The organism is Pelotomaculum schinkii (assembly GCF_004369205.1).
Lineage (GTDB): Bacteria > Bacillota > Desulfotomaculia > Desulfotomaculales > Pelotomaculaceae > Pelotomaculum_C > Pelotomaculum_C schinkii.
In genome coordinates this window covers 286,210-306,321 of the sequence record NZ_QFGA01000004.1, presented here as the reverse complement: position 1 = coordinate 306,321, position 20,112 = coordinate 286,210, and the positions used below count along the sequence as shown (strand labels likewise).

The 20,112-nt window shown below is 48.3% G+C and carries 20 protein-coding genes and 1 pseudogene; 7 read left to right on the top strand and 14 right to left on the bottom strand.

Annotated features, from left to right (window positions below; translation table 11 throughout):
- Positions 1-20: 20 nt before the first annotated feature.
- The 7 genes and pseudogenes from Psch_RS21005 to Psch_RS20530 all read right to left on the bottom strand — a co-directional run bounded on the left by Psch_RS21005 (position 21) and on the right by Psch_RS20530 (position 4,944).
- Positions 21-542: a molybdopterin cofactor-binding domain-containing protein gene (locus tag Psch_RS21005; RefSeq protein WP_243124270.1), complete on the bottom strand. Its 522-nt coding sequence runs from the start codon at positions 540-542 to the stop codon at positions 21-23.
- The gene (locus tag Psch_RS20550) at positions 494-1,669 is read right to left on the bottom strand and encodes a xanthine dehydrogenase family protein molybdopterin-binding subunit (protein WP_206663805.1); all 1,176 of its coding nucleotides are present in this window, start codon (positions 1,667-1,669) and stop codon (positions 494-496) included. The genes Psch_RS21005 and Psch_RS20550 overlap by 49 nt, the downstream gene beginning before the upstream one ends.
- Position 1,670: 1 nt before the next feature.
- Positions 1,671-3,014 carry a radical SAM (seleno)protein TrsS gene (gene trsS, locus Psch_RS20545; RefSeq protein WP_190259547.1) on the bottom strand — a complete coding sequence of 448 codons (1,344 nt, stop codon included), beginning with the start codon at positions 3,012-3,014 and terminating at the stop codon, positions 1,671-1,673.
- Between the two features lie 47 nt (positions 3,015-3,061).
- Positions 3,062-3,274, bottom strand: a pseudogene (locus Psch_RS21780) (DUF5714 domain-containing protein); the annotation flags it as partial.
- The gene (locus Psch_RS20540; protein ID WP_190259546.1) at positions 3,225-3,740 is read right to left on the bottom strand and encodes a DUF5714 domain-containing protein; all 516 of its coding nucleotides are present in this window, start codon (positions 3,738-3,740) and stop codon (positions 3,225-3,227) included. The gene Psch_RS20540 and the pseudogene Psch_RS21780, both read right to left, overlap by 50 nt.
- A 278-nt stretch (positions 3,741-4,018) precedes the next feature.
- Positions 4,019-4,414 (bottom strand): NifB/NifX family molybdenum-iron cluster-binding protein, encoded by a 396-nt coding sequence (locus Psch_RS20535; protein WP_190259545.1) that lies wholly within the window; start codon positions 4,412-4,414, stop codon positions 4,019-4,021.
- A gap of 389 nt (positions 4,415-4,803) precedes the next feature.
- Positions 4,804-4,944 (bottom strand): hypothetical protein, encoded by a 141-nt coding sequence (locus tag Psch_RS20530; protein WP_190259544.1) that lies wholly within the window; start codon positions 4,942-4,944, stop codon positions 4,804-4,806.
- Between the two features lie 651 nt (positions 4,945-5,595).
- Between Psch_RS20530 and Psch_RS20525 the strand changes: the two genes are divergently transcribed.
- Positions 5,596-6,318, top strand: a complete 723-nt coding sequence (locus tag Psch_RS20525; RefSeq protein WP_190259543.1) for a lipase family protein — start codon at positions 5,596-5,598, stop codon at positions 6,316-6,318.
- 10 nt (positions 6,319-6,328) lie between these two features.
- Here Psch_RS20525 and Psch_RS20520 read toward each other — a convergent pair whose 3' ends face one another.
- Both Psch_RS20520 and Psch_RS20515 read right to left on the bottom strand, forming a co-directional pair.
- Complete coding sequence (locus Psch_RS20520; RefSeq protein WP_190259542.1) at positions 6,329-6,592, bottom strand: hypothetical protein; 264 nt, start codon at positions 6,590-6,592, stop codon at positions 6,329-6,331.
- 36 nt (positions 6,593-6,628) lie between these two features.
- Positions 6,629-7,414, bottom strand: coding sequence for a MerR family transcriptional regulator (locus Psch_RS20515; RefSeq protein WP_190259541.1), 786 nt, complete (start codon positions 7,412-7,414; stop codon positions 6,629-6,631).
- A gap of 208 nt (positions 7,415-7,622) precedes the next feature.
- Here Psch_RS20515 and Psch_RS20510 point away from each other — a divergent pair, with 208 nt between their 5' ends.
- Both Psch_RS20510 and Psch_RS20505 read left to right on the top strand, forming a co-directional pair.
- Positions 7,623-8,489: an AAA family ATPase gene (locus Psch_RS20510; protein WP_190259540.1), complete on the top strand. Its 867-nt coding sequence runs from the start codon at positions 7,623-7,625 to the stop codon at positions 8,487-8,489.
- 23 nt (positions 8,490-8,512) lie between these two features.
- A complete protein-coding gene (locus Psch_RS20505; RefSeq protein ID WP_190259539.1) occupies positions 8,513-9,712 on the top strand; it encodes a vWA domain-containing protein in 1,200 nt (399 codons plus the stop codon).
- A 141-nt stretch (positions 9,713-9,853) separates the two neighbouring features.
- On the opposite strand, the gene Psch_RS20500 is transcribed toward Psch_RS20505, so the two are convergent.
- The 3 genes from Psch_RS20500 to Psch_RS20490 all read right to left on the bottom strand — a co-directional run bounded on the left by Psch_RS20500 (position 9,854) and on the right by Psch_RS20490 (position 12,097).
- The gene (locus Psch_RS20500; protein ID WP_134218658.1) at positions 9,854-10,204 is read right to left on the bottom strand and encodes a helix-turn-helix transcriptional regulator; all 351 of its coding nucleotides are present in this window, start codon (positions 10,202-10,204) and stop codon (positions 9,854-9,856) included.
- Positions 10,205-10,322: 118 nt separating this feature from the next.
- Positions 10,323-11,108: a CoA-transferase subunit beta gene (locus tag Psch_RS20495; protein WP_190259538.1), complete on the bottom strand. Its 786-nt coding sequence runs from the start codon at positions 11,106-11,108 to the stop codon at positions 10,323-10,325.
- Positions 11,105-12,097 carry a CoA transferase subunit A gene (locus tag Psch_RS20490; protein ID WP_190259537.1) on the bottom strand — a complete coding sequence of 331 codons (993 nt, stop codon included), beginning with the start codon at positions 12,095-12,097 and terminating at the stop codon, positions 11,105-11,107. Before Psch_RS20490 ends, Psch_RS20495 begins: the two co-directional genes overlap by 4 nt.
- A 265-nt stretch (positions 12,098-12,362) precedes the next feature.
- Here Psch_RS20490 and Psch_RS20485 point away from each other — a divergent pair, with 265 nt between their 5' ends.
- The 3 genes from Psch_RS20485 (at position 12,363) to Psch_RS20475 (ending at position 15,543) form a co-directional block, all read left to right on the top strand.
- A complete protein-coding gene (locus Psch_RS20485; protein ID WP_190259536.1) occupies positions 12,363-13,502 on the top strand; it encodes an acyl-CoA dehydrogenase family protein in 1,140 nt (379 codons plus the stop codon).
- A gap of 9 nt (positions 13,503-13,511) precedes the next feature.
- Positions 13,512-14,306 carry an electron transfer flavoprotein subunit beta/FixA family protein gene (locus Psch_RS20480; protein WP_190259535.1) on the top strand — a complete coding sequence of 265 codons (795 nt, stop codon included), beginning with the start codon at positions 13,512-13,514 and terminating at the stop codon, positions 14,304-14,306.
- A 229-nt stretch (positions 14,307-14,535) separates the two neighbouring features.
- Positions 14,536-15,543: an electron transfer flavoprotein subunit alpha/FixB family protein gene (locus Psch_RS20475; protein WP_190259534.1), complete on the top strand. Its 1,008-nt coding sequence runs from the start codon at positions 14,536-14,538 to the stop codon at positions 15,541-15,543.
- Between the two features lie 133 nt (positions 15,544-15,676).
- Here the strand turns inward: Psch_RS20475 and Psch_RS20470 are convergent, their stop codons facing one another.
- Positions 15,677-16,492 (bottom strand): Dam family site-specific DNA-(adenine-N6)-methyltransferase, encoded by an 816-nt coding sequence (locus Psch_RS20470; RefSeq protein WP_190259533.1) that lies wholly within the window; start codon positions 16,490-16,492, stop codon positions 15,677-15,679.
- Positions 16,493-16,696: 204 nt separating this feature from the next.
- On the opposite strand from Psch_RS20470, the gene Psch_RS20465 reads away from it, so the two are divergent.
- Positions 16,697-18,895: an adenosylcobalamin-dependent ribonucleoside-diphosphate reductase gene (locus tag Psch_RS20465; protein ID WP_190259532.1), complete on the top strand. Its 2,199-nt coding sequence runs from the start codon at positions 16,697-16,699 to the stop codon at positions 18,893-18,895.
- 26 nt (positions 18,896-18,921) lie between these two features.
- On the opposite strand, the gene Psch_RS20460 is transcribed toward Psch_RS20465, so the two are convergent.
- Positions 18,922-20,052 carry an MGDG synthase family glycosyltransferase gene (locus Psch_RS20460; protein WP_134218650.1) on the bottom strand — a complete coding sequence of 377 codons (1,131 nt, stop codon included), beginning with the start codon at positions 20,050-20,052 and terminating at the stop codon, positions 18,922-18,924.
- Between the last annotated feature and the right edge of the window lie 60 nt (positions 20,053-20,112).

Here is a 20,112-nt window from a genome sequence, read left to right as displayed (position 1 = left end):
CGGTCTGATTATTTGTTTATTTACGCGATTGTGTCAGGCATAACAATGGGGTTCTTCTGGAACTCCTCAATCTCTGCCTTCATATCACTGCCAAAGAAATATTTCGGCGATTCTATCTTCTCTTTTCTTTCTAATTTCTTCAAACCAGCAAGTACCTTTTCCGGTAAAGCCGGCAGATCAAAAATACGTACTCCTGTTGCATTGTAAATAGCATTTATTATTGACACGTGCGGCGAAGTCAAAGGCAATTCGGCGCATCCGCAAGAGCCGAACGGTCCGGAAGGCCTGTAAGTCTCGGTGTATTCCACTTCCAGCTCATCAGTAATATCCTGAATATACGGGAATCCTTGTGAAATCAAGTCTTGATGTTTCGCGGGATCATAAAAGCCCTCACTAAGGGCCAAGCCGACACCCTGTGCAAGCCCGCCATACATTTGCCCGTCTACGGCCAACCGGCTTCCGATAGTGCCAAAGTCACCATGTAAAGTCATTTTCAGTACTTTTGTTTTTCCTGTCTTTGTATCGACTTCCACTTCAGCCATGAAGACGCCATAAGTATAAGTCGGGTTTGGCCCCCCTGCATTGTATTCAAATCTATCGGCGTTGAACAATCTGCAGTGGAAGCAAAGCCTCTGTATTTTGTTGGAATGTTCTCTTTTACCATCTCTTCATACGTACGGAAAGTCCCGTCAGGTTTACACATGGCATTCATCAGTTTGTTAGCCCCGTCAATAGTTGCCTTTCCTGCCATAAAATGGGAATGACTTCCCGCCGCCGGACCGGTATACGGCGTGACAGCAGTGTCATTCATGAATAGACGGATTTGTTCCGGTTTTAATCCAAGCGGTTTTAAAGCTTCATGCGCCAAAACCAGCGCCCCAGCGTCAGCGCCTTGCCCCTGATCGGGCCATCCGCTGTAATGCGTTACTGTTCCATCAGGATTAAGCTCAAAATCGATATGAGCAACATCATTGTAGCCAAACGAACTGTCATATACCCCCAGTGATACTTCTACGCCCCTTCTTTTTTCAGGCGTAGACTCTTTCTTGGCGCGCTCCATAGCTGCTTTGTATTTCGGGCGCATCATTTCAATCAATTTTGGCAAGGGATGGACATCCAGCTCACAACCGGAAGGCATTGTGGAACCTGGACGGTAAGCGTTAATATAACGGAATTCCAATGGATCCATGCCAACTTTTTCAGCCAGCATATCCATACAGGATTCTGTGGCAAACATAACCTGCGGGGCGCCGAATGCCCGGAAAGCAGTGCCATATGCCTGGTTCGTAGCAGTCATTCTTCCGATGCCGCGAATACTGGGGATGTGATAGCCTGCACCGGCAAAACGCAAGCTTTTTTCCATAAGCGGGTCAGAAGTTGCTTTGTGGTAAGCGCCATGGCCGTACAGAAAATCCTCTTCCATTGCCAGCAATTTTCCATTCTTATCAGCTGCCATTTTTACATTGAAATAGCAGGCAGCACGCTTACCACTGAAGTACATTTGTTCCGCAAAATCAAAACGCAAGCAAACCGGCCTGTCAGTTGCCATTAGAGCGGCCAGCAGCAATGCTTCGGTATGAGTACTCATTTTGGCACCAAAACTAGCTCCTACCGGATTTTCTATTGCTCTAATCTTCGAAGGTTCAACGCCCAGGGCTTGCGCAGACATTTCAGGGATGCTCCATACTTGTCAAGTTATAAGCGCAAAACGGGATGATGCGCCTATCCGGACTCACCACATGTATATAGCACTCCTGCAACCTGGTCAAATCAAGATTCCAGGCATCCTGAAATGCCATACCGGATACAGCCAGGGTATACAGGGCTCTGCGTTCCAAAAACTCATCAAAAGATCCGGGCGCCGCATACCTGGAAATCACCCACTTTGGTTCCGGCGCGCTGCTCCATTGACGGGCCACATACTCTCTGGCTTTTTTCGAATCCCCGGCCGGCCTTTGCTCCGTGGAACTACTGCAGCAGCAGTTTTGTGTCTTTGGCAATACCTTGAGCGCGCCGTCGGGTTGCAAAAGGAAGCTGGCATTGAAGGAACAATAGGAGTTTTCAGCCGTACCCGGTCTAAAGTCTTCCACCTTCATCTGTCCACCGGTCTGTTCTTCGATCGCGCGCAACACATCTGGTATCGTTATGCGCTCGTTTTTCTTTTCTCCATACCTGCCAAAATAACTGACCGGCTGGAAATGAACTCCCCGTATATGTGGCAGGTTTTCTATAGCAAAGCGGATGATCGGACCGATTTCATTTTCGTTCAAGCCGGGCACGAGGGTGGGGACCAAAACCAACCCCAGGCCCGCGTCAATGCAGTTTTCGATGGCCTGAAGCTTGGTTTCGAGCAACTTGCGGCCTCGTAAAGCGAAATAAGGCTCATCACGCATGGCGTCAAATTGCAAAAACACACAATTAAGTCCCGCCTTTTGCAGCGTTTCTACATAGGCAGGCTCTTCGGCAAGGCGCAGTCCATTGGTATTGAGCTGAAAGAAAGAAAACCCTTTTTTCTTGCCCAAACGGATGATGTCCGCGATGTCATCACGCAATGAAGGCTCGCCGCCGGATAATTGTATGTTAAAAGGTCCGCCGCAGCGCATCAAGGTATCATACCACGCGCCAATCTCCTCCAATGACGGGTCCGGGGCGGCGTTTTCCTGCGAGGAAGCAAAACAGACCGGGCACAAAAGATTGCATCTGTTGGTAACCTCAAGCAATACGCAACAGGTATTCTGACGATGGCCGGGACAAATGCCGCAATCATAAGGGCAGCCCTTGTCCACTTTTGTGATGCAGCTGACAGAGGGAGAAGGCTGTCTGATAAGCTCCCATGATTCATAGTCAGGAGGACCGTTCCAGATGATAGTGTTATAATCACCATGTTGCGGGCAGGTTTTTTCCAAATAAACTTTAGCGCCATATTTGACCTTTTGCGCCGGAATACGCGAAAGGCAAACCGGGCAAAGGTTTCTGTTGCCCCCAACACGATCTTTTCGGGAAAGTACGGGCATTGAGACTGGATGCACTTTTGATTATTCATAAACTGGCTGCAGATGTACCGGCTGCGGCCATTATTATCAAACTCTTTGATGTTTCGTTTGGCCGTTTCAATTGAAATCATCGCATCCCGTTTACAACACCTTGGTCCACCAAATCGACTGATTTCTAATAGCGCCAAAGCTGTCAGGCGGTTGGTATTATCGCTGTTTCGTGGCTCTAAATTAATTATACGAGGAGTTACCTGATGGATGATAGAATAAGCGACTCCCACGCCGACCCCGGCCCCACAGGCGCCATGAGTCCCGCATACCCCGACCTTTAATGTCTTTACCCCGCTTTATGGCTTCTTTTATTGCCTGCGCTTGTTTGTCTTTTACTGAATTGCCGTATGCAGTCACCAACACTGCAGCAACGATACTGTGATATTCCGGGCCATGCATGTGCAAACCAGGCAGTTTAAAAATCTGTAAGGTAATTTCTACAGGATCTGTTAAATCTGTAGCAACACATACCCGCTCCACAACATCAAGAACTTTTTCCCTATGACACGCATCACAAATATAATGACCATTTACACATATAGTATTGGACTGTTCTTCTTTACCGCAAATCACGCATTTAACATCTATCGCAGAATCAGCATTATAAAATAATTCTCCCCCGCATACCAAACAACCGGATGCATGATCAGTATTACAGCTACAAATAATCTCCTTTTGCATTGTTACATCTTTCACCACTTTCTAAACACCCTTTGTAGAAACAGATAAAAAATAGCCCGGTTTGGCAAGCCTGGCATGGCGCCATTCCTTGCAATCAAATAGATTCTCCAGGCTCTTCCGCGAGTTTCTTTCCCGGAATCCATAATCTAAAAGGCAAGGCAAACACCCAAGTATAGGCTGCGGACATTAACAACAGACTAAGAGAGATGAATATTGTTATGCCATTAAGTCATTAAAAACCGTTCAATAGAAGGATTGCAGGCTGAACTATGGATAACTCTTCTATCTTAACACTATACATGTTCACCACAACAGCTTTCTATATCTTTGGAATTCGCCTCACCAGGGCAGCCTGTACCACCGATGCAATCTGTTATGGGCTCCAGCATGCTCTCATAGTTTAGGGCATCTGTAACGGTTAACCCTTTCCCCAGCGCTCGGGTTACCTGCCTGTCTGCCAGAATCTCAAATGGTATTTTCTCAATTTCACCGCAAATAACCAACTCGCAATCCCTGTCCACAATTATTTTTGCAAGCTCAGTGTTCTCTATATCTTCCTTGCTCTTTTCAATAACTTCACTGATGCATTGTCCATCCATATCCGCGATTAATAGCCACCTGGCATCAGCAAATTTCTCTGCAACCTTGCTATTGCCATCACAACCATCTGCCATTACAGCAATTTTCATTTTTTACTCCTATAAACAAATATCTGTTACTTATTTTTTTTTACAGCTCCAAGATCGCGACAAAGATCTGATTGAACCTTACACTTCTCAAGTACTTCTATGCATCCCAACTTAAAACATCACTTCCTCTGGAAATTCATAGCCACATTCAATTAGTAACTCCATCACTTTTGCATAGGTCGATGCGACAATTTCCGGGCATCTCATATAACGATTACTCGGGTCTCCGGCAAGAATATCCTTACAGTCGATTCCGCCATATAATTCACCGTATTCTTCTTTGAATTACGCAACCAAATCGTTAATAAGAAACTGTGCGGCATTTTGAGGATCGCATAGAGAAAGCAGGCAGGAGCCTGCTGTCAACGTTCCACACAAAAGCACCCCATTCAGGCCCCTACATAAGAGGAGACAGCTTGGATCAAATCGGGGTTCTCTTTGTTTTGGACCTCCAAACCCAGCTGTAGTATCACTTGGCTGCAGCAATAACCTTTTAGACTTAATTCATTCAGCCGAACATCAGCATCCACAACTTTTCCCACCTTGTAATTATTCTAGTTTACAGTTGCCACTGCATTTATGTTGCTCTTAGTATTAGCTATTCCATCGTTTCCAGCCGAAACCAGATCCTACTTTGCGGGTGCGTTTAGCTAAAAAGCAGCGTATTCGATGAAGGCCTTTCTGAAATATTCTGAAAACTGACCAATTTTATAAGAGAATTTATACAACCAAGGATTCCTTTAAGCAAAATATATGCCAGCCAAACTAAAACCCTATTAAAATTACGAATGGAGACTTTTCTCACTCCAGATCAACCCGGCAATTTGTCATCATCGATTGGTACAAGCCGCTATATTGTAGATAATGAGCATTCAGGCACATTGTACAAATCCTTGTCCTGAGATGTCCGAATCGTGCCCTAACCCGTCAAAAGCCTGAATTATCAATAGTGACCATGGTAGCCATTTTGCGGTTCCAGCCCAGTAACCTACTACCTCAAAAGCAAGCTCAATGAAGCAGCTTGATACATATCAATATGGAAAGGAGAAAACTTAAAATTTTCATATCTGTGTTTTTGACATGAGGAACATTATAAATAACTCAGCCGGCGAGTTGCTGTAACCGCCGGCTCCAAAATTGAATAAGTTTTATTATCCCTATTTTTTTAGATGGAGCTTCACATGGAAACAACTAATGAAATCGACAAGACACTGGCCGTTTTTCTCGCTAAAGTATGCATGCAAACTTATAACCAATATGCAAACGACGGAGATTTCGATATTCCGGATGGATACAGTCTTGTGGAAGGGTTTAAAGCGACTGCTATAAACAGAACTGAATGGTTTGGTTTCATTATTAAATCCGGGGATAATATCGTTGTAGCGTTCAGGGGGACTCAGTCTGAAACGGATTGGCTGGCTAACGCAAATGCCTACCAGACCGGTTACGCCTTTGCCCCCGGCAGAGGGAAAGTTCATCATGGCTTCATGGACATCTATGAATCGTGCAGGAAACAGATTATCAATACATTACTAAGCTTCCCTGCAAACTCAAACATTTATATAACCGGCCATAGTCTCGGAGCCGCGTTGGCCGTAATCAACGCCCTGGACGTGGCCGCAAACACCTTTTTCAAGCCTGTAATGTACAATTTTGCCGGACCTAGAGTTGGCAACCCTATCTTTGCTTTTCAATACAACCGCCTGGTAACAAACAGTGTCCGTATCGTCAACGAGCATGATCTTGTCCCTAAATTACCGCCTGTAATAATTTTAACGCCGCGCCCCTACAAGATCTTGTATTACCAGCATGTTAAACGCGACTATAAAATATCATTTCAGATGAACAGCATTAAGGGAAACCATGACATCAACAATTATCTGGAAGCGCTGGCCGTCCTGTGAACCAGTCAAACTAACTACACTTCCGTGACTTATATGTAAGCAAGTACGAGTGATCTGCTTCGTTTTTTTGACCTCTGAGATACTCGCTGTAGGAAATCTCTATTACTTTTATGACGCCTGTTTTTTCCCGCTTCCTTTTAACCCTCGGCATTCTGTTTCCAAAAAATAACGCGTCCACACAATTCTTTGCGGTTACATAACGGGCTACTTCAAGTGAATTCCTATTACCCAGGTGTCCATAGTCAAGCAGGATTTTAAAGTAGCGTTTTTTCAAGATAATCCCCCTTTCTTTAATATCCTTCTTATCTCCCTAGTCGGTACATCTTGTTTTATATAACCAGCCCAGATTCAGGCCTTCCCAGGTAATATCGGATATTTCTCTATTTAATAGAGATTCTTTTGCAGTATAAGCTATCATTGCTTTCAATAAAATATTCAGGAAGGGATTCATGTTTGCTGTTCTGACAATAATTTTAGCCGCCTCGAGAGTATCACGAAATTCTTTTTCGATATCCAGTTCATAAGGAACATCCTGGTCAAAAACTTCAGGTATCGTGTTATCAAAACGGAAGTACAGCTCTCTTGCTTTTTGATAAAAAATATAGGTTTTAATAGCAAACATGTCAATGCTGTCGAAATACTCTTCACTGTGCATGCCCAGGAATTGAGTTGCAGCTTTGAGGTTTTCTTCGGAACAATCCAGCTCTTTTAAGACCTGTTTCCTTGCGTACAATTGATGCGATTGTGTTAAATGAGGGTATTCAGCCTCGATTAAAGATCTATCCAAGGATATTTCATCTAATTCTTCACGGGCCAGCATATTGGGGTCATCTATAACTTCTTCTCCCCTAAAATGATGAAAGTAGTATGATAATTCATCCATTTTAGTTTTAATCTCATCCAAGGACAGTCCATTGCTTTTAAACATGTCAATTGCCAGCAGCCGTTTAAAATGTTCTTCGTTATATATAGCCTGGTTTTTACTGGGCCTTTCCGGTTCCGGCAACAACCCCAGGTCAAGGTAATGCCTGACCATTCTCTCAGTTACGGTTACATTTTTTTCCTCGAGCATATGCAGCAAGTCTCTCATCTTCATAAGCTGTGAGCACCTCTCTGTACCAATACGACATAGCATGTCGTATGTCTAACTTATTATAAGACATACGACGTCGCGTGTCAATATGAGTATTTAAAAGATTACTTGCCACCGCTTGTTCTTAGGATTATGATTAACTTAGTATGAAATGTACTGCTATATCATATTGTATAAAATACAAAAAAATTCATAGAGGAGAATGTTATCTATGTCGGAAAAACTTTCTCGATTTTATGGCACAAAGGACTATATAGCGTCGGACGAGTTGCAAAACAGCGTGAACGTCGCTATCGCCCTGGGACGGCCGCTATTGGTCAAAGGCGAGCCCGGCACGGGCAAGACCATGCTGGCAAAAAGCGCTGCCGAAAGCCTTGGCTTGAAGTTCATCATATGGAATATCAAGTCGACGACCAAAGCCCAGGAGGGGCTGTATGTCTATGACACGGTGCAACGGCTTTACGACAGCCAGTTCGGGGACCGGGACGTGTCCGATATCAAGCAATATATCAGGCTCGGCAAGCTTGGGGAGGCCTTTACCTCCGATGTTCCGGTAGTGCTTTTAATTGACGAAATAGACAAGGCCGACCTGGAATTTCCCAACGACCTCCTGTGGGAGCTCGACATTATGAGTTTCTATATTCCAGAGACCGGGGAAACCATCACCGCTAAAAACAGGCCCATCGTGATCATCACCAGCAACGCTGAAAAAGAGTTGCCGGACGCTTTCCTGCGCCGCTGCATCTTCCACTATATCGACTTTCCGGATAAGGAAATGATGAAGAGCATTATTAAAGTGCACCATCCCGGACTGGAGGAAAATCTGCTGCAGCAGGCGATGGAGGCGTTTTACAGTTTGCGCAATGTCAGCGGACTCCTCAAAAAACCAAGCACCAGCGAACTTCTGGACTGGGTCCAGGCTCTTGCCCTCGGCGGCATCGAACCGGAGCGAATCAGCCGGGAGTTGCCCTTCCTCGGGGTGTTGCTCAAAAAAAACCAGGATTTAGATAGAATACCACGCCACCAGCATGAACGGGAAGGCAGGCAAAGGCCCTTTCCCTACAGTCAACGAGGTTAGAGGGGTAAGGAAGGTGCTGGCTTTTGTTTATCAATTTTTTCCATCAGCTAAAAAGCGAGGGCGTTCCGGTCTCCTTAAATGAATGGATGACCTTGATGGAAGCGCTGGCCAAGGGGCTTTCTTTCTCCAGTCTGACCGGCTTTTACTACCTGGCGCGGGCGGTGCTTATTAAGAGCGAGGCGCACTACGATCGCTATGACCTGGCCTTTGCCAAACATTTTCAGGGCTTGGAAACCACAGATGATATTATTAAACAAGCGCTGGACTGGCTTGCCGACTCCCTGCCGCCCCTGCATGTCCCTCCTGGGGAGCGTTCTCCGTTTACCCCCTGGGATCTGGATGAACTGCGACGCCAACTGGAGGACAGGTTAAAAAACCAGGACGGCGAGCACCACGGCGGCTCGCAATGGATAGGTACAGGCGGCAGGTCGCCTTTTGGCCATTCCGGCTACCACAAGGCCGGCGTGCGTATCGGGGGCACATCTGTTAACCGCTCAGCTGTCAAGGTGGCTGCGGAACGGCACTACCAGGAGTTCCGGGACGACCAGATCACCGGCGTACGTAATTTTGAGGTAGCGCTGCGCAAGCTGCGGCAGTTCAGCAGCAGGACGGAAGGACCCAAGGACGAACTCGATTTGGACGGCACCATAGACGCTACCTGCAAAAATGCCGGCAAGTTAAAGTTGATCTGGGAGCGTCCCCGCCGTAATACGATGAAGGTAATCCTGCTCATGGACTCGGGTGGCTCAATGAATAAATACATGCAGATTTGCAGCCGCCTTTTTACAGCAGCCCACCGCGCCACCCATTTCAAGGATATGCGGTTTTACTACTTTCACAACTGCATTTATGACCGCATTTACACCAGTCCCGCCCTGATCCCGCGCAACGCAGTCAAGACGGATGATGTATTGAGCTCTCTGAATGCTGACTACCGCCTGATCATCGCAGGCGACGCCAGCATGGCGCCGAGTGAACTCACAATGCGCGGCGGCGCCATCGATTGGGATATGTATAACGAACAACCGGGACTTTTTTGGTTGGAGCGCCTGGCCAGGCATTTGCCTTTCTCGGTCTGGCTTAACCCCATCCCCTCCGATCGCTGGGCTACGGCAGAGGGTTATTATAGCATTGCCTTGATCCAGAGGGTCTTTCCCATGTATGAACTTACGCCGGAAGGTCTGGAGCAAGCGTTGAAAAAACTGAAGACAAAAACCAAATAAATCTTAATTTTAATGAAAAATCGGCAATGCAGCAAAAAAAAGGGACTTGGCTAAGTATGGCGCTTAGCAAGTCCTTTAAGGGGGTTAAAAAGGTACAATGGTTTGGAGGTGTGAGTAACAAAATGAATATTCAAAAATTAACTATTTATTATGCTTGTAAATATGTTTAAAAAAAGCGTCTTTTGAACGGCAAAACAGCCCGCAGAAAGGGCACTGGATATCGTTATCGCCTCTAAACAAATAGCCAAACCCGTTAGCTATTAAAACATTTCTATGGTGGATAACTTTACTCACAGAAATACCCATTTCGTTTGCGGTAGCTTGTAAACCCAGTCCTCTAATCAAATGACTCAACGCTTCTCTTTGACGGTCGGTTAACTTTAATTCATCAGGGAAATAGTAATCGCTCTCCTTGGCCTGGCTATCCGGGTCAATTAAGCCATATTCCTCTAGTATTGAAAGGACAATTTTTCGAACGTCGTCTTGCTTCACGTTAGGGTACCTCTAATTAATATTAGTGTATTAATTAACACCTAACTAATACCTATTATAAAACAATCTTAGCGTTTGTCAATGTTCACCGTCAAATCCGGAATATTCTTGCTATTTGCTAATCTTTTCTTCTGAGCATTCCCGTTTTATCAACCGCCCTTAAATTCTCCAATTCCCGGGGAGTCGGCTCGGGTACCAGTTTCACGTCAGGCGCGACTTTTAAATCCCAGCCGGTGTTTTCCTTAATCTCTTCAATGCTGGAAGAACGGTAATACTCTGTCAGAATGAACTCTCTGGTCACCGGATCGGGCCGCATGATGCCCAGCGTGGTAACGATCAGCGCCGGCCCGCCGCCGCGGAAATGATACCGGTCCCTGGCCGCGGCGCCGGTCAGGTAACCGGGTGAGGATATATAATCCACCTTGTCAACAAACCTCTTCCTTTCATGCGCCGCCATAATAATGTAACGCTTGCAGCCGGAAGCAATTTCGGGCGCGCCGCCGCTGCCGCTCAGCCTGGTTTTCGGCGGCAGGTACACCGGGTTGGCGGGATCTGCCCACAAGCCCGTGGTATTGACGTTGCCGTACTTATCAATCTGAGCGGCGCCGATGATACCCACATCGCACCTGCCGGACGCGACCATCACACCAAGCGCGTCCATGCAATTGGTAAAAGAGGTAGCATTGGAGGAGATGCGGTTATCCTCCACACCCCAGGGAAGCCCCCCTACCGGAGTGGCCCCGTAAATGCCGCTTTCGGTTAAATCTTTGATATGAAAGGCATGGTTACGCTTGGCAAAGTGGCCGGCCAGCATGCTTAAGCCTACCCCGAAGATAGCCATCTCACCCGCGCGTATTTCCCTGCCGGCAGCTATCGCCATCATTTCTTGCCTGGTGTAATTCATCCGCGCTGTCTCCCATCTGTTAATTTAGCGATTTCCTCATCGCTCATGATCCATTTCCGGTACGGGTCCATAAGATACCACGTGGTCGTGTCCTGAAGTTTATTGATTCTTTCCTGCCCGATTACTTCCAGGTACTCCTCAAAGGTATTGTAGCTGTCGATATATTTTTGTTTATACTCTGCGAAGCCTTCCGGGGTCTTCATGGCGCTGTTCATATAATACATGTGCTCCTCATCGCTGTCGTAGAGACCGGTGGAGCACTGCGGCCAAACACCCATCGGCCAATAAACCACCGCGTCCACCACAACATCGGGAATCCGCACCAGGTTGGGGTATTGGCGCATACAACCGGTGTCGACAATCAGGTCGGCCTGCAGCACGACTTTTTTAGCCGCCCGGGACAGTTCATAGCGGTTCCATTCTGTACCGAGCATGATGGCGTTGCCGTCCGGGTCGGCCATCGTTACATGGATCACAGCCACATCCGGTTTTAACGGGGAAAGGACGTGACACGTTTTTCCGGTAAAGGGGTCCACCACCTCCGGTATTTTCCGCTCGCAGGGGTATTCCTCCGGGGAAAAAGCGCTTCGCCACTCCTGGTCGGAGCCATAACCGGAAACGGTCGGGCAAAACGGCCAGTTCATAGCGCCGGCCAATAACCTTAATGAAAAGTTTAAATTGGAATAGTCCTCCACAACGGTCCGGCCGCTTTCCACCGCTCTTCTCAAGCCGTAGGGAAAGCCGTAAACCTCAAGGCCGGAAAATGCGGTTTCAATCCTGTCGACAGCCCCTGCCGCGCACAGAAGGTTCAGCTGCTGGGCGCAGCAGTGGGAAAGCACATGCAGGTTTTTCCTGCCCTGCCGGACCATTTCCCGGCCGAATGCAAGCGAATCCGCTCCGACGGAAAGGGAAGCCCCGTGGGCATACTGCATCCCGTCCCAGGTGTATTGGGCAACCGCTTCCTGCATGGATATCAATTTATTAGGCATCCATTTCCCTCCACTTTTAAAATATCATTTATACAATAACTTTCAGTCATATAAGCCCGTCAAGAACAAATATACTTTTATACTGTATACTAAAATAGTATAACATATAAAAAGCGGAAACCCCCACTTACACCACATTAATCAGTTTCCGTCTTACCTGTAGATGGTATAATAGATTAGACCAAATTTTACTTCAACTTATGATCAACATTTTGCGCAGTTATTCGTATTAACCAGGAAATCGATAGGAAAGGAAGGCGAAAGGATGTTAAAGCTTTCTGAACAGCAGGAGCTACTGAGAAAAGCAGTAAGGGATTTCGTTGAGAATGAAATCGCCCCCATCGCGCAGAAAATCCACGATGAGGACACCTGCCCTGTTGAGCTGTTCAAAAAAATGGCCCAGCTTGGCTTCAACGGGGTCTTCGTACCCACGAGGTACGGCGGGACAGGTCTGGGGCACATCGAACAGGCCATTATCCTTGAAGAGGTTGGACGGCGCTCCGCCGGTTTCGCCGCGACCCTGGTAGCCCACTACATGGGTGTTTACGCCATCATGAACTGGGGCAGCGAGGAGCAAAAACTGAAGTACCTGCCCATGCTCTGCTCGGGAGCTTTCGGAGGTTTTTCCATCACTGAGCCGGGGGGAGGATCGGACTTCGCGGGACAAAAAGCAACCGGGCAACTGGTTGACGGAGACTGGGTTTTAAACGGCCGCAAGTGTTTCATCACCAACTCTCACTGCATGGGAGTCAATGTGATGAACGTTAACACCGGGAAAGACGCCAAAGGCCGCCCGCAAATTTCCGTTTTTATCATTGAAGGCAGCGCTCCGGGCCACACGCCTGGCCGCAAGGAAAAAAAGGCCGGCTTGCGCGGATCTTATACCGGGGAAGTCATTTTGAACAACGTCCGGCTGCCGCAAAGCAATTTGCTCGGCCAACTTGGCGACGGCGCCAAAATCAGCCTCGGCACTTTAGGTGTTATGGGCAGGGGCGGGACAGCCGCAGTTGCCGTGGGAATTTTGCGGGCGTGCCTGGAAGAGTCGGTGAAATTCGCCAAGGAGCGTATAATTTACGGCAAGCCCCTGTCGAAGCTGGCCAACATCCAGTTCCTCATCGCCCAAAACCGGACCGACTACGAGGCGGCCCGGCTCCTGACCTATAACGCCATGGGCATGAAAGACGCTGATCTGCCTAATACTGCTGAAATTTCGATGGCCAAGTTCTTTGCCGCGGAAGCTGCCGTCAACGCGGCTAAAAGGACGATGGACCTCATGGGCGGTTACGGGCTGGTAGCCGATTACCCGGTCAGCCGCTACCTGCTGGACGCCATGGGGACCATTCCCTGCTGCGGCACGTCACATATCATGCAGGTTATTATTGCCGGCGAAGAATTAAGAAAGTGATGGCGGAAAATGAACATAGCAGTCTGTATTAAACCGGTCCCCGACCCCGGGCACTACCACAGAATAACCATCGACCCCGCGACAAAACTGCTGGAACGCAAAGGGATCCCGACGATCATCAACCCGGTCGACAAAAACGCCGTCGAGGCCGCCCTGCAATTAAAAGAGCAGCTTGGCGGCAAAGTTGTACTGGTTTCCATGGCCCCCCCGGACGCCAGGGAAACCCTAAAAGAGGGTCTGGCCATGGGAGCCGATGAGGCCTACCTTTTGAGTGACCGCGCTTTTGCCGGAGCCGATACACTGGCCACAGCAAGAGTCCTCGCCGCCGGCTTAAAAAAAATCGGGGAGCTTGACTTAATCCTGACCGGTTCTGAAAGCGCCGACGGCGGGACAAACCATATACCCTCCCAGGTGGGTGAGTTGATGGGGTTTGCCCACCTCAACCATGTTACCGAACTGAGCATGGAAGCCTCCACTATTAAAATTAAAACTAAAATCGAGAACGGTTATGTTGAATACCAGGGCCGCCTTCCGCTGGCGCTGGGTGTTGCCAGAGAGATCAACACCCCGCGCTACACTACCCTGATGGGAGTTGTCATGGCCCAGAATAAGCCGTTTACAACCTGGGGGCCGGGCGACCTGGGACTTGCCCCGGCCAATACCGGTTTGGCCGGATCCCCAACGCAACCCGGAGATTTGCATATGCCGCAGCACGGGCGAAGAGCTGAGCTGCTCGAGGGCGCCCCTGAAGACATGGCCGGAAAAATCGTGGCAATCCTGCGTAATGCAGGTGTGCTTGCCTAGTATGTCGATTTCCTGATTAGACTCAAATGCCGCAGGAACGGCGCCATGAGATATTGAAGTGACGTAGGCGCCATTTCAATCGCACACGGCGCGCCAACGCCGAACTTGTTGTAGCTAATGTAACATTTGTGCGAATGAATTCGCTCCTGCATTTTGAGGGTAGCCTGACCCTAACCAGTATCCAATAATATTGTTTTAGGAAACGCTCTACTAGAAGGAAGTGAAAAACTTGCCTGAACAACCCGGCGCGGTTTGGATAATCGTTGAACAAAACGGGAGCATGCTTGCTGAAGTTACCCTTGAACTTTTGGGGAAAGCACGGGAGCTTGCAGCGCTTGGAGGGGGTTCACATGTCTCGGCCGTACTCCTGGGGAACAATACCGGTATTTTGGCCGGAGAACTTATCGTCCACGGCGCGGACAAGGTCATTTTCATTGACGATCCGAGGCTGGAGCTTTACCAAAATGATACCTACGGGCTTGTGCTGACCGAGCTGGTTAAAAAACACCGGCCAGAAATAGTCCTTTTCAGCGCCTCTTACTGCGGCAGCGAACTTTCTGCAACCGTGGCGGCCAAGCTGGAAACGGGCCTTGCGGCGCACTGCGTGGACCTGAACATCAATGACCGGGGTGAATTGGTACAGGTGGTACCCGCTTTCGGCGGCATGGTCCTCGGCGATATTTTTTGCCCCATAGAGCGGCCTCAGATGGCCAGCGTCAAACCCGGCATGTTTTCAAAACCGGATCGAGACACTACCCGTACCGGTGAGGTCATAAAAGAGACTGCGTCGATACTGGACGGTTATGAATCACCGCTCAAGGCCGTCCGGGTTGTCCAGAAGCAGCCGGCAGGGCTCCCTCTCGAAAAAGCCGCAACGGTAGTGGCGGGCGGCTGGGGAGTGGGACAGGACACGTGGCCCTATCTCAACCAGCTCGCCGGGGCACTCTCCGGCGCGGTAGGCTGCACCCGGCCGGCGCTTGACGAAGGTTGGGCCGAAGGTGAGCACGCCATGATCGGGACCAGCGGGAAAACGGTACGGCCGCAGGTCTACATCGGGTTTGGCGTCTCCGGCTCCACCCACCATATTGCCGGCATGAAAGACAGCAAAGTAATCATCAACATCAACAAAGACCCTGAAGCGCCTATTTTCCAGGTATCGGACTACGGAGCGGTTGTCGACGCAAAAGAATTGCTTCCGCTGCTGCTGAAAAAAATCGGGGAACATAAAGAGAAGTAAGCACGCCACACAACAATTTAAGACATCCCTATGCTGGTGAGAATTCATTCGAATTTTTTGTGCGATTGAAAATTAAGGTTCAGCCCCAGGGAACGTAATGTGGGTGTTTATATTGCATTTGTCAATATGTTGTTCATGCTCCTTCAAACAAAGCCAGCACTTCTTCGGCTTTGCCCCGGTTAGCCCCGTCACAGCTAATAAATCTCTGCACATAAAGCCGTTCTATTCTGGCAGTTTTATAAGCGTTTAAGATGAATTCCGTAGCATGGTTCGATACCAGCACCGGAATACCCCTGCCGGCCAAATCCCGGGCAGACTCCGCCAGTTCAACCTGCTCCTTGCTCCCGAAACCACCGGAGCTGTAAGCTGTAAAATTCGCAGTAGCGGACAAAGGCGCATAAGGAGGGTCACAGTAAACAACATCGCCTTTTTTTGCTGTTTTCATGATATCCCTGAAATCAGCCACCTTAAATACAGCATTTTTTGCTTTAGCAAGAAAATGCTGCATGGCTTTTTCAGGAAATTTCGGTTTGATATACTGCCCAAAAGGAGTATTAAATCCCCCTTTGGAATTGTAGCGGCATAGCCCGTTGTAGCCATGCCGGTTTAGATAGATAAACAAAGCCGCTTTTAAAGTGTTTTCATTAGTTGTGTTAAAGAGCTCCCGCAGTCCATAATAACGGTTTTTCCGGTTATTTTCTTCAGTAAAAAAAGACTTGCAATAATTAATAAATGGCTCGCCTTCAGCCTGCAAAGTCAGGTAAAGATTGATCAGATCCCCGTTATTATCAGACAGCAGGTATTCCTGATAAACCAGGTTTAAAAAAACAGCCCCTGAACCTACAAAAGGCTCAATAAGACGGTTCCCCTTGGGCAAAACAGCCTTGATTTGTTCCAGTATATGGTACTTATTGCCGGCCCATTTCAAAAAAGGCCTTATCTTCAACATCCGCTATCCCTCTTTTACAGGTTTTCGACCATTAACCGAAATCAAAACAAAAAAGGTTTTATCCCCGCGCCAATTCATACTATAATTTAGATTAATATAATATAACCATTATCACTCATTATGTAATTTTTTACTGCTTATTGCAAGGATTATCGAAAACCCAACTTCATTCTTACCGGAAATTCAGATTAAAGGTGGCTGGCTATGACTCAACTAACGGATGCAGGTCAAAAAGTATTTAACGCGCGTTACGCATTGAGAGATGAGCAAGGACATATCTGTGAAACATTCGAGCAGGCAGTTTCTCGCCTGGCCCGGGTGGCGGCAAGCGCCGAAAAAGAAGCCCAACCCCATTGGGAAGAAAAATTTGCCTCTATCATCGGGGACCTTTTATTTGTCCCTTCCACTCCTATTTGGGCCAACATGGGTAAACCCGACCGGCCCTGGCAGCCATCCGCCTGCTTTGTCCTGGCAGTGGAAGATACCCTGTATTCCATGTATGAAACCTTGCTGTCGACCGCCCTTGTTTTCAAATCCGGCGGCGGCGTGGGATACAACTTCAGCACGATCAGGCCACGGGGCTCTCTGGTGCAGTCGACCAAAGGAAAAGCTTCCGGCGTGGTTGAACTGATCAAGCTCTACAACGCCTCTTCCAATATGGTCATGCAGGGCGGCGTGCGCCGGGGCGCGTCGATGGGCATCTTAAACATCGACCACCCGGAAATTATGAACTTTATACACGCCAAACTCGATGGCGGCCTGACCAACTTCAACTTATCGGTTGGCGTAACGGACGCCTTTATGCAAGCTCTCGAGCAGGGAGAAGATTGGCCGCTCATCTTTAACGGTGAAGTGCATGATGTGCTGCCGGCCGCCGTACTGTGGCAATCAATCGTCCAGTCCGCGCACGCCTGCGGCGATCCGGGGATTATTTTTTTGGATACCATCCAAAAAGCCAATCCCTTGCCGCACAAACAGTTAAACTGCACCAATCCCTGCGGTGAACAACCTTTGTTTCCGGGCGAATCCTGTTTGCTGGGGAGCGTCAACCTGGCCCGCCTGATCGCGGAAGACGGCCGCATCAACCGCGCTTTGTTTAAAGACACTGTCTCTATCGCCGTGCGTTTTTTGGACAACCTGATCGATGTGGCCGAGTACCCGTTCCCTTTGATTGCCGAAGCGACCAGGGCTACCCGGAAAATCGGCCTGGGCTTTACCGGTCTTGCCGACGCACTGATCAAAGCGGGACTTCCCTATGATTCGGCGGAGGGCAGGAAGTACGCGGGTGAAATCATCGAACTGATGCAGCAATCAGCCAACGATACCTCCCGGGCACTGGCAGAGGAAAAGGGATGTTTTCCGGAATGGGAAAACAGTAAATTTCACCCCGCAGAGAAAATTAGAAACGGTACCTGTGTGACCATTGCGCCCACCGGTTCGGTGACGACGATGGCCGGCTGCGAGGGATACGGCATCGAACCGATATTTGCAGTCGCTTACAAAAAATCGACCAATGTAGCAGGGGATTTCGAAGTATTCAGCCCGTTATTCCTGGAAGCGTGCCAACTATACGGCGTTTCTAACAGCATCCTGGAGGAGGTCGCCCGGCGCGGCACTTGCCAGGGGATCAAGGAGATCCCTGTAGAAATCGCACGAATTTTTAAAGGCGCGCAGGATATAGCCCCTGCGGATCACATCTTGATGCAGGCCGAAATTCAAAAACATGTGGATAATGCTGTCAGCAAGACCATCAATCTGCCCGGCGCCGCAACCACGGAAGATATTGAAACATGTTATAGAATGGCATATAGTCTGGGACTCAAAGGCATCACCGTTTTCCGGGACGGTTGTAAAGAAGGTACGGTTACCGTGGGCCGGCAGGAAGACGCGCCGGAGAAATTTGTCCTCCGTCGCGGTGAAATACTGCCCAGGCCGGTCAGCGCCCACGGCATGACTCACCGTCTGGATACAGGCTGCGGCAAGCTGTATCTCACCGTCAACTATCAACCGGACAGCGGTGAAATTTTGGAGACCTTCATTACGACCGGCTCAGACGGCGGGTGCCTGGTTTACACGGAAGCCACCTCCAGGCTGATCAGCCTGGCGATCCGCGGCGGTATCTCCCTTGAAGAAATCGTTGAGCAGCTGCAGGGTACGCACTCCTGCCCTTCTTACATGCTGGCCAAAGGCAAAGGCAAAAACCTTTCACAAGGTAAGTCCTGCGCCTCGGCCATCGCATATAAGATCGCCGAGATCAAAGCGGAGTTGAAAAAACAGTTCAGCGATTACAACGGAGCCGGAGAAATCCTTGTCGACGATACTCTGTTATGCGAATGTGGAGAAAAACTTGAAAGAGCCGAAGGATGTTTGATTTGCAGAAGCTGTGGTCTCTCAAAATGCTAGCATTGCCGGACGCATGGCGCGGGCGCCTAAACGCCCGCGCCATCAAGCTCGTTTAAAATATCAAGCACAATCGCTTCAGAGGCGTCCTTTCTCTGAAGCGCATAAATAGCCTTTTTCATTTGGCTCACCTGCTGTCTTTCATACAAAATCTGCTCAAGATGCTGGACCAGTTCTTCTATTTTACAGGCAATCTTTGCAGCCCCTTTATTTGCCAGAAAATAAGCGTTTTCCTTCTCCTGTCCCGGCAAGGGACGAAAAACAATTACCGGCAGCTGCAATGACAGCGCCTCTGAGAGTGTAATACCCCCTGCTTTTGTGATCATACAAGAAGATATAGACATCAGTTCTTGAATATGTTCAACAAAGCCAAAAATATAGATATTAGGCTTCTGAGCAAAGCTGGCTTCAATTCTTTCTTTCAATGCTTGATTTTTCCCGCAAACCAATAAAATCTGAATATCTTCCAAATCCAACAGTGCCCGGCATATTTTTTTCAAGTTCCGCATTACGCCGTATGCGCCGGCCATAATTAAAACGATCTTTTTTGAAGGCTCCAGCCCGTAGCGCAGGAATAATTGATTTTTGTTGTACGTTTGACAGAACGCCTTTCTTAAGGGAATTCCACTGACTTTGACGCGTTCGGCCGGTATTCCTTTGTTAATAATGGCTGTTTTTAATTCTTCGTTTGCCACAAAATAATGATCGATCTCCTGATGAATCCACCGGTCATGGAGGACAAAATCAGTTAATACCGTAAAAATGGGAATTTGGAGTCCAGTTTGCTTGCGTAGCTCCGCCATGACCGCCATGGGAAATGTATTGATAACAGCGTCAGGCCTTTCTACTCGGATGATCTCTCTTAAGGCGCCGATACCAAAGGTGTTTAAAAAGTTTACCGGTGTCCATTTATGCTGCATGTTTTGCGTAAGATAGTAACTCCAACCATAAAGCTTGGGGCAAAAAGAACAACTCATCAGATAAGCAAAACGCGTAACCGCATCCATCAGGGGATGCGCGTTAGCGTACAAATCTAACATCAGCACATTGTGGAGCCCTCTCTCCAAAAAACGCTGCTGCAATGCTTTGGAAACCTGTACATGCCCGTCGCCATAACTGGCGTATAAAATAAGAATCTTGCGTTCCCGCTTCGTCTTCATGCCGGATCCTCCAATGTTTGTAGCAGGTATAAAACATAAGATTTTGGAGCTTCCATTATT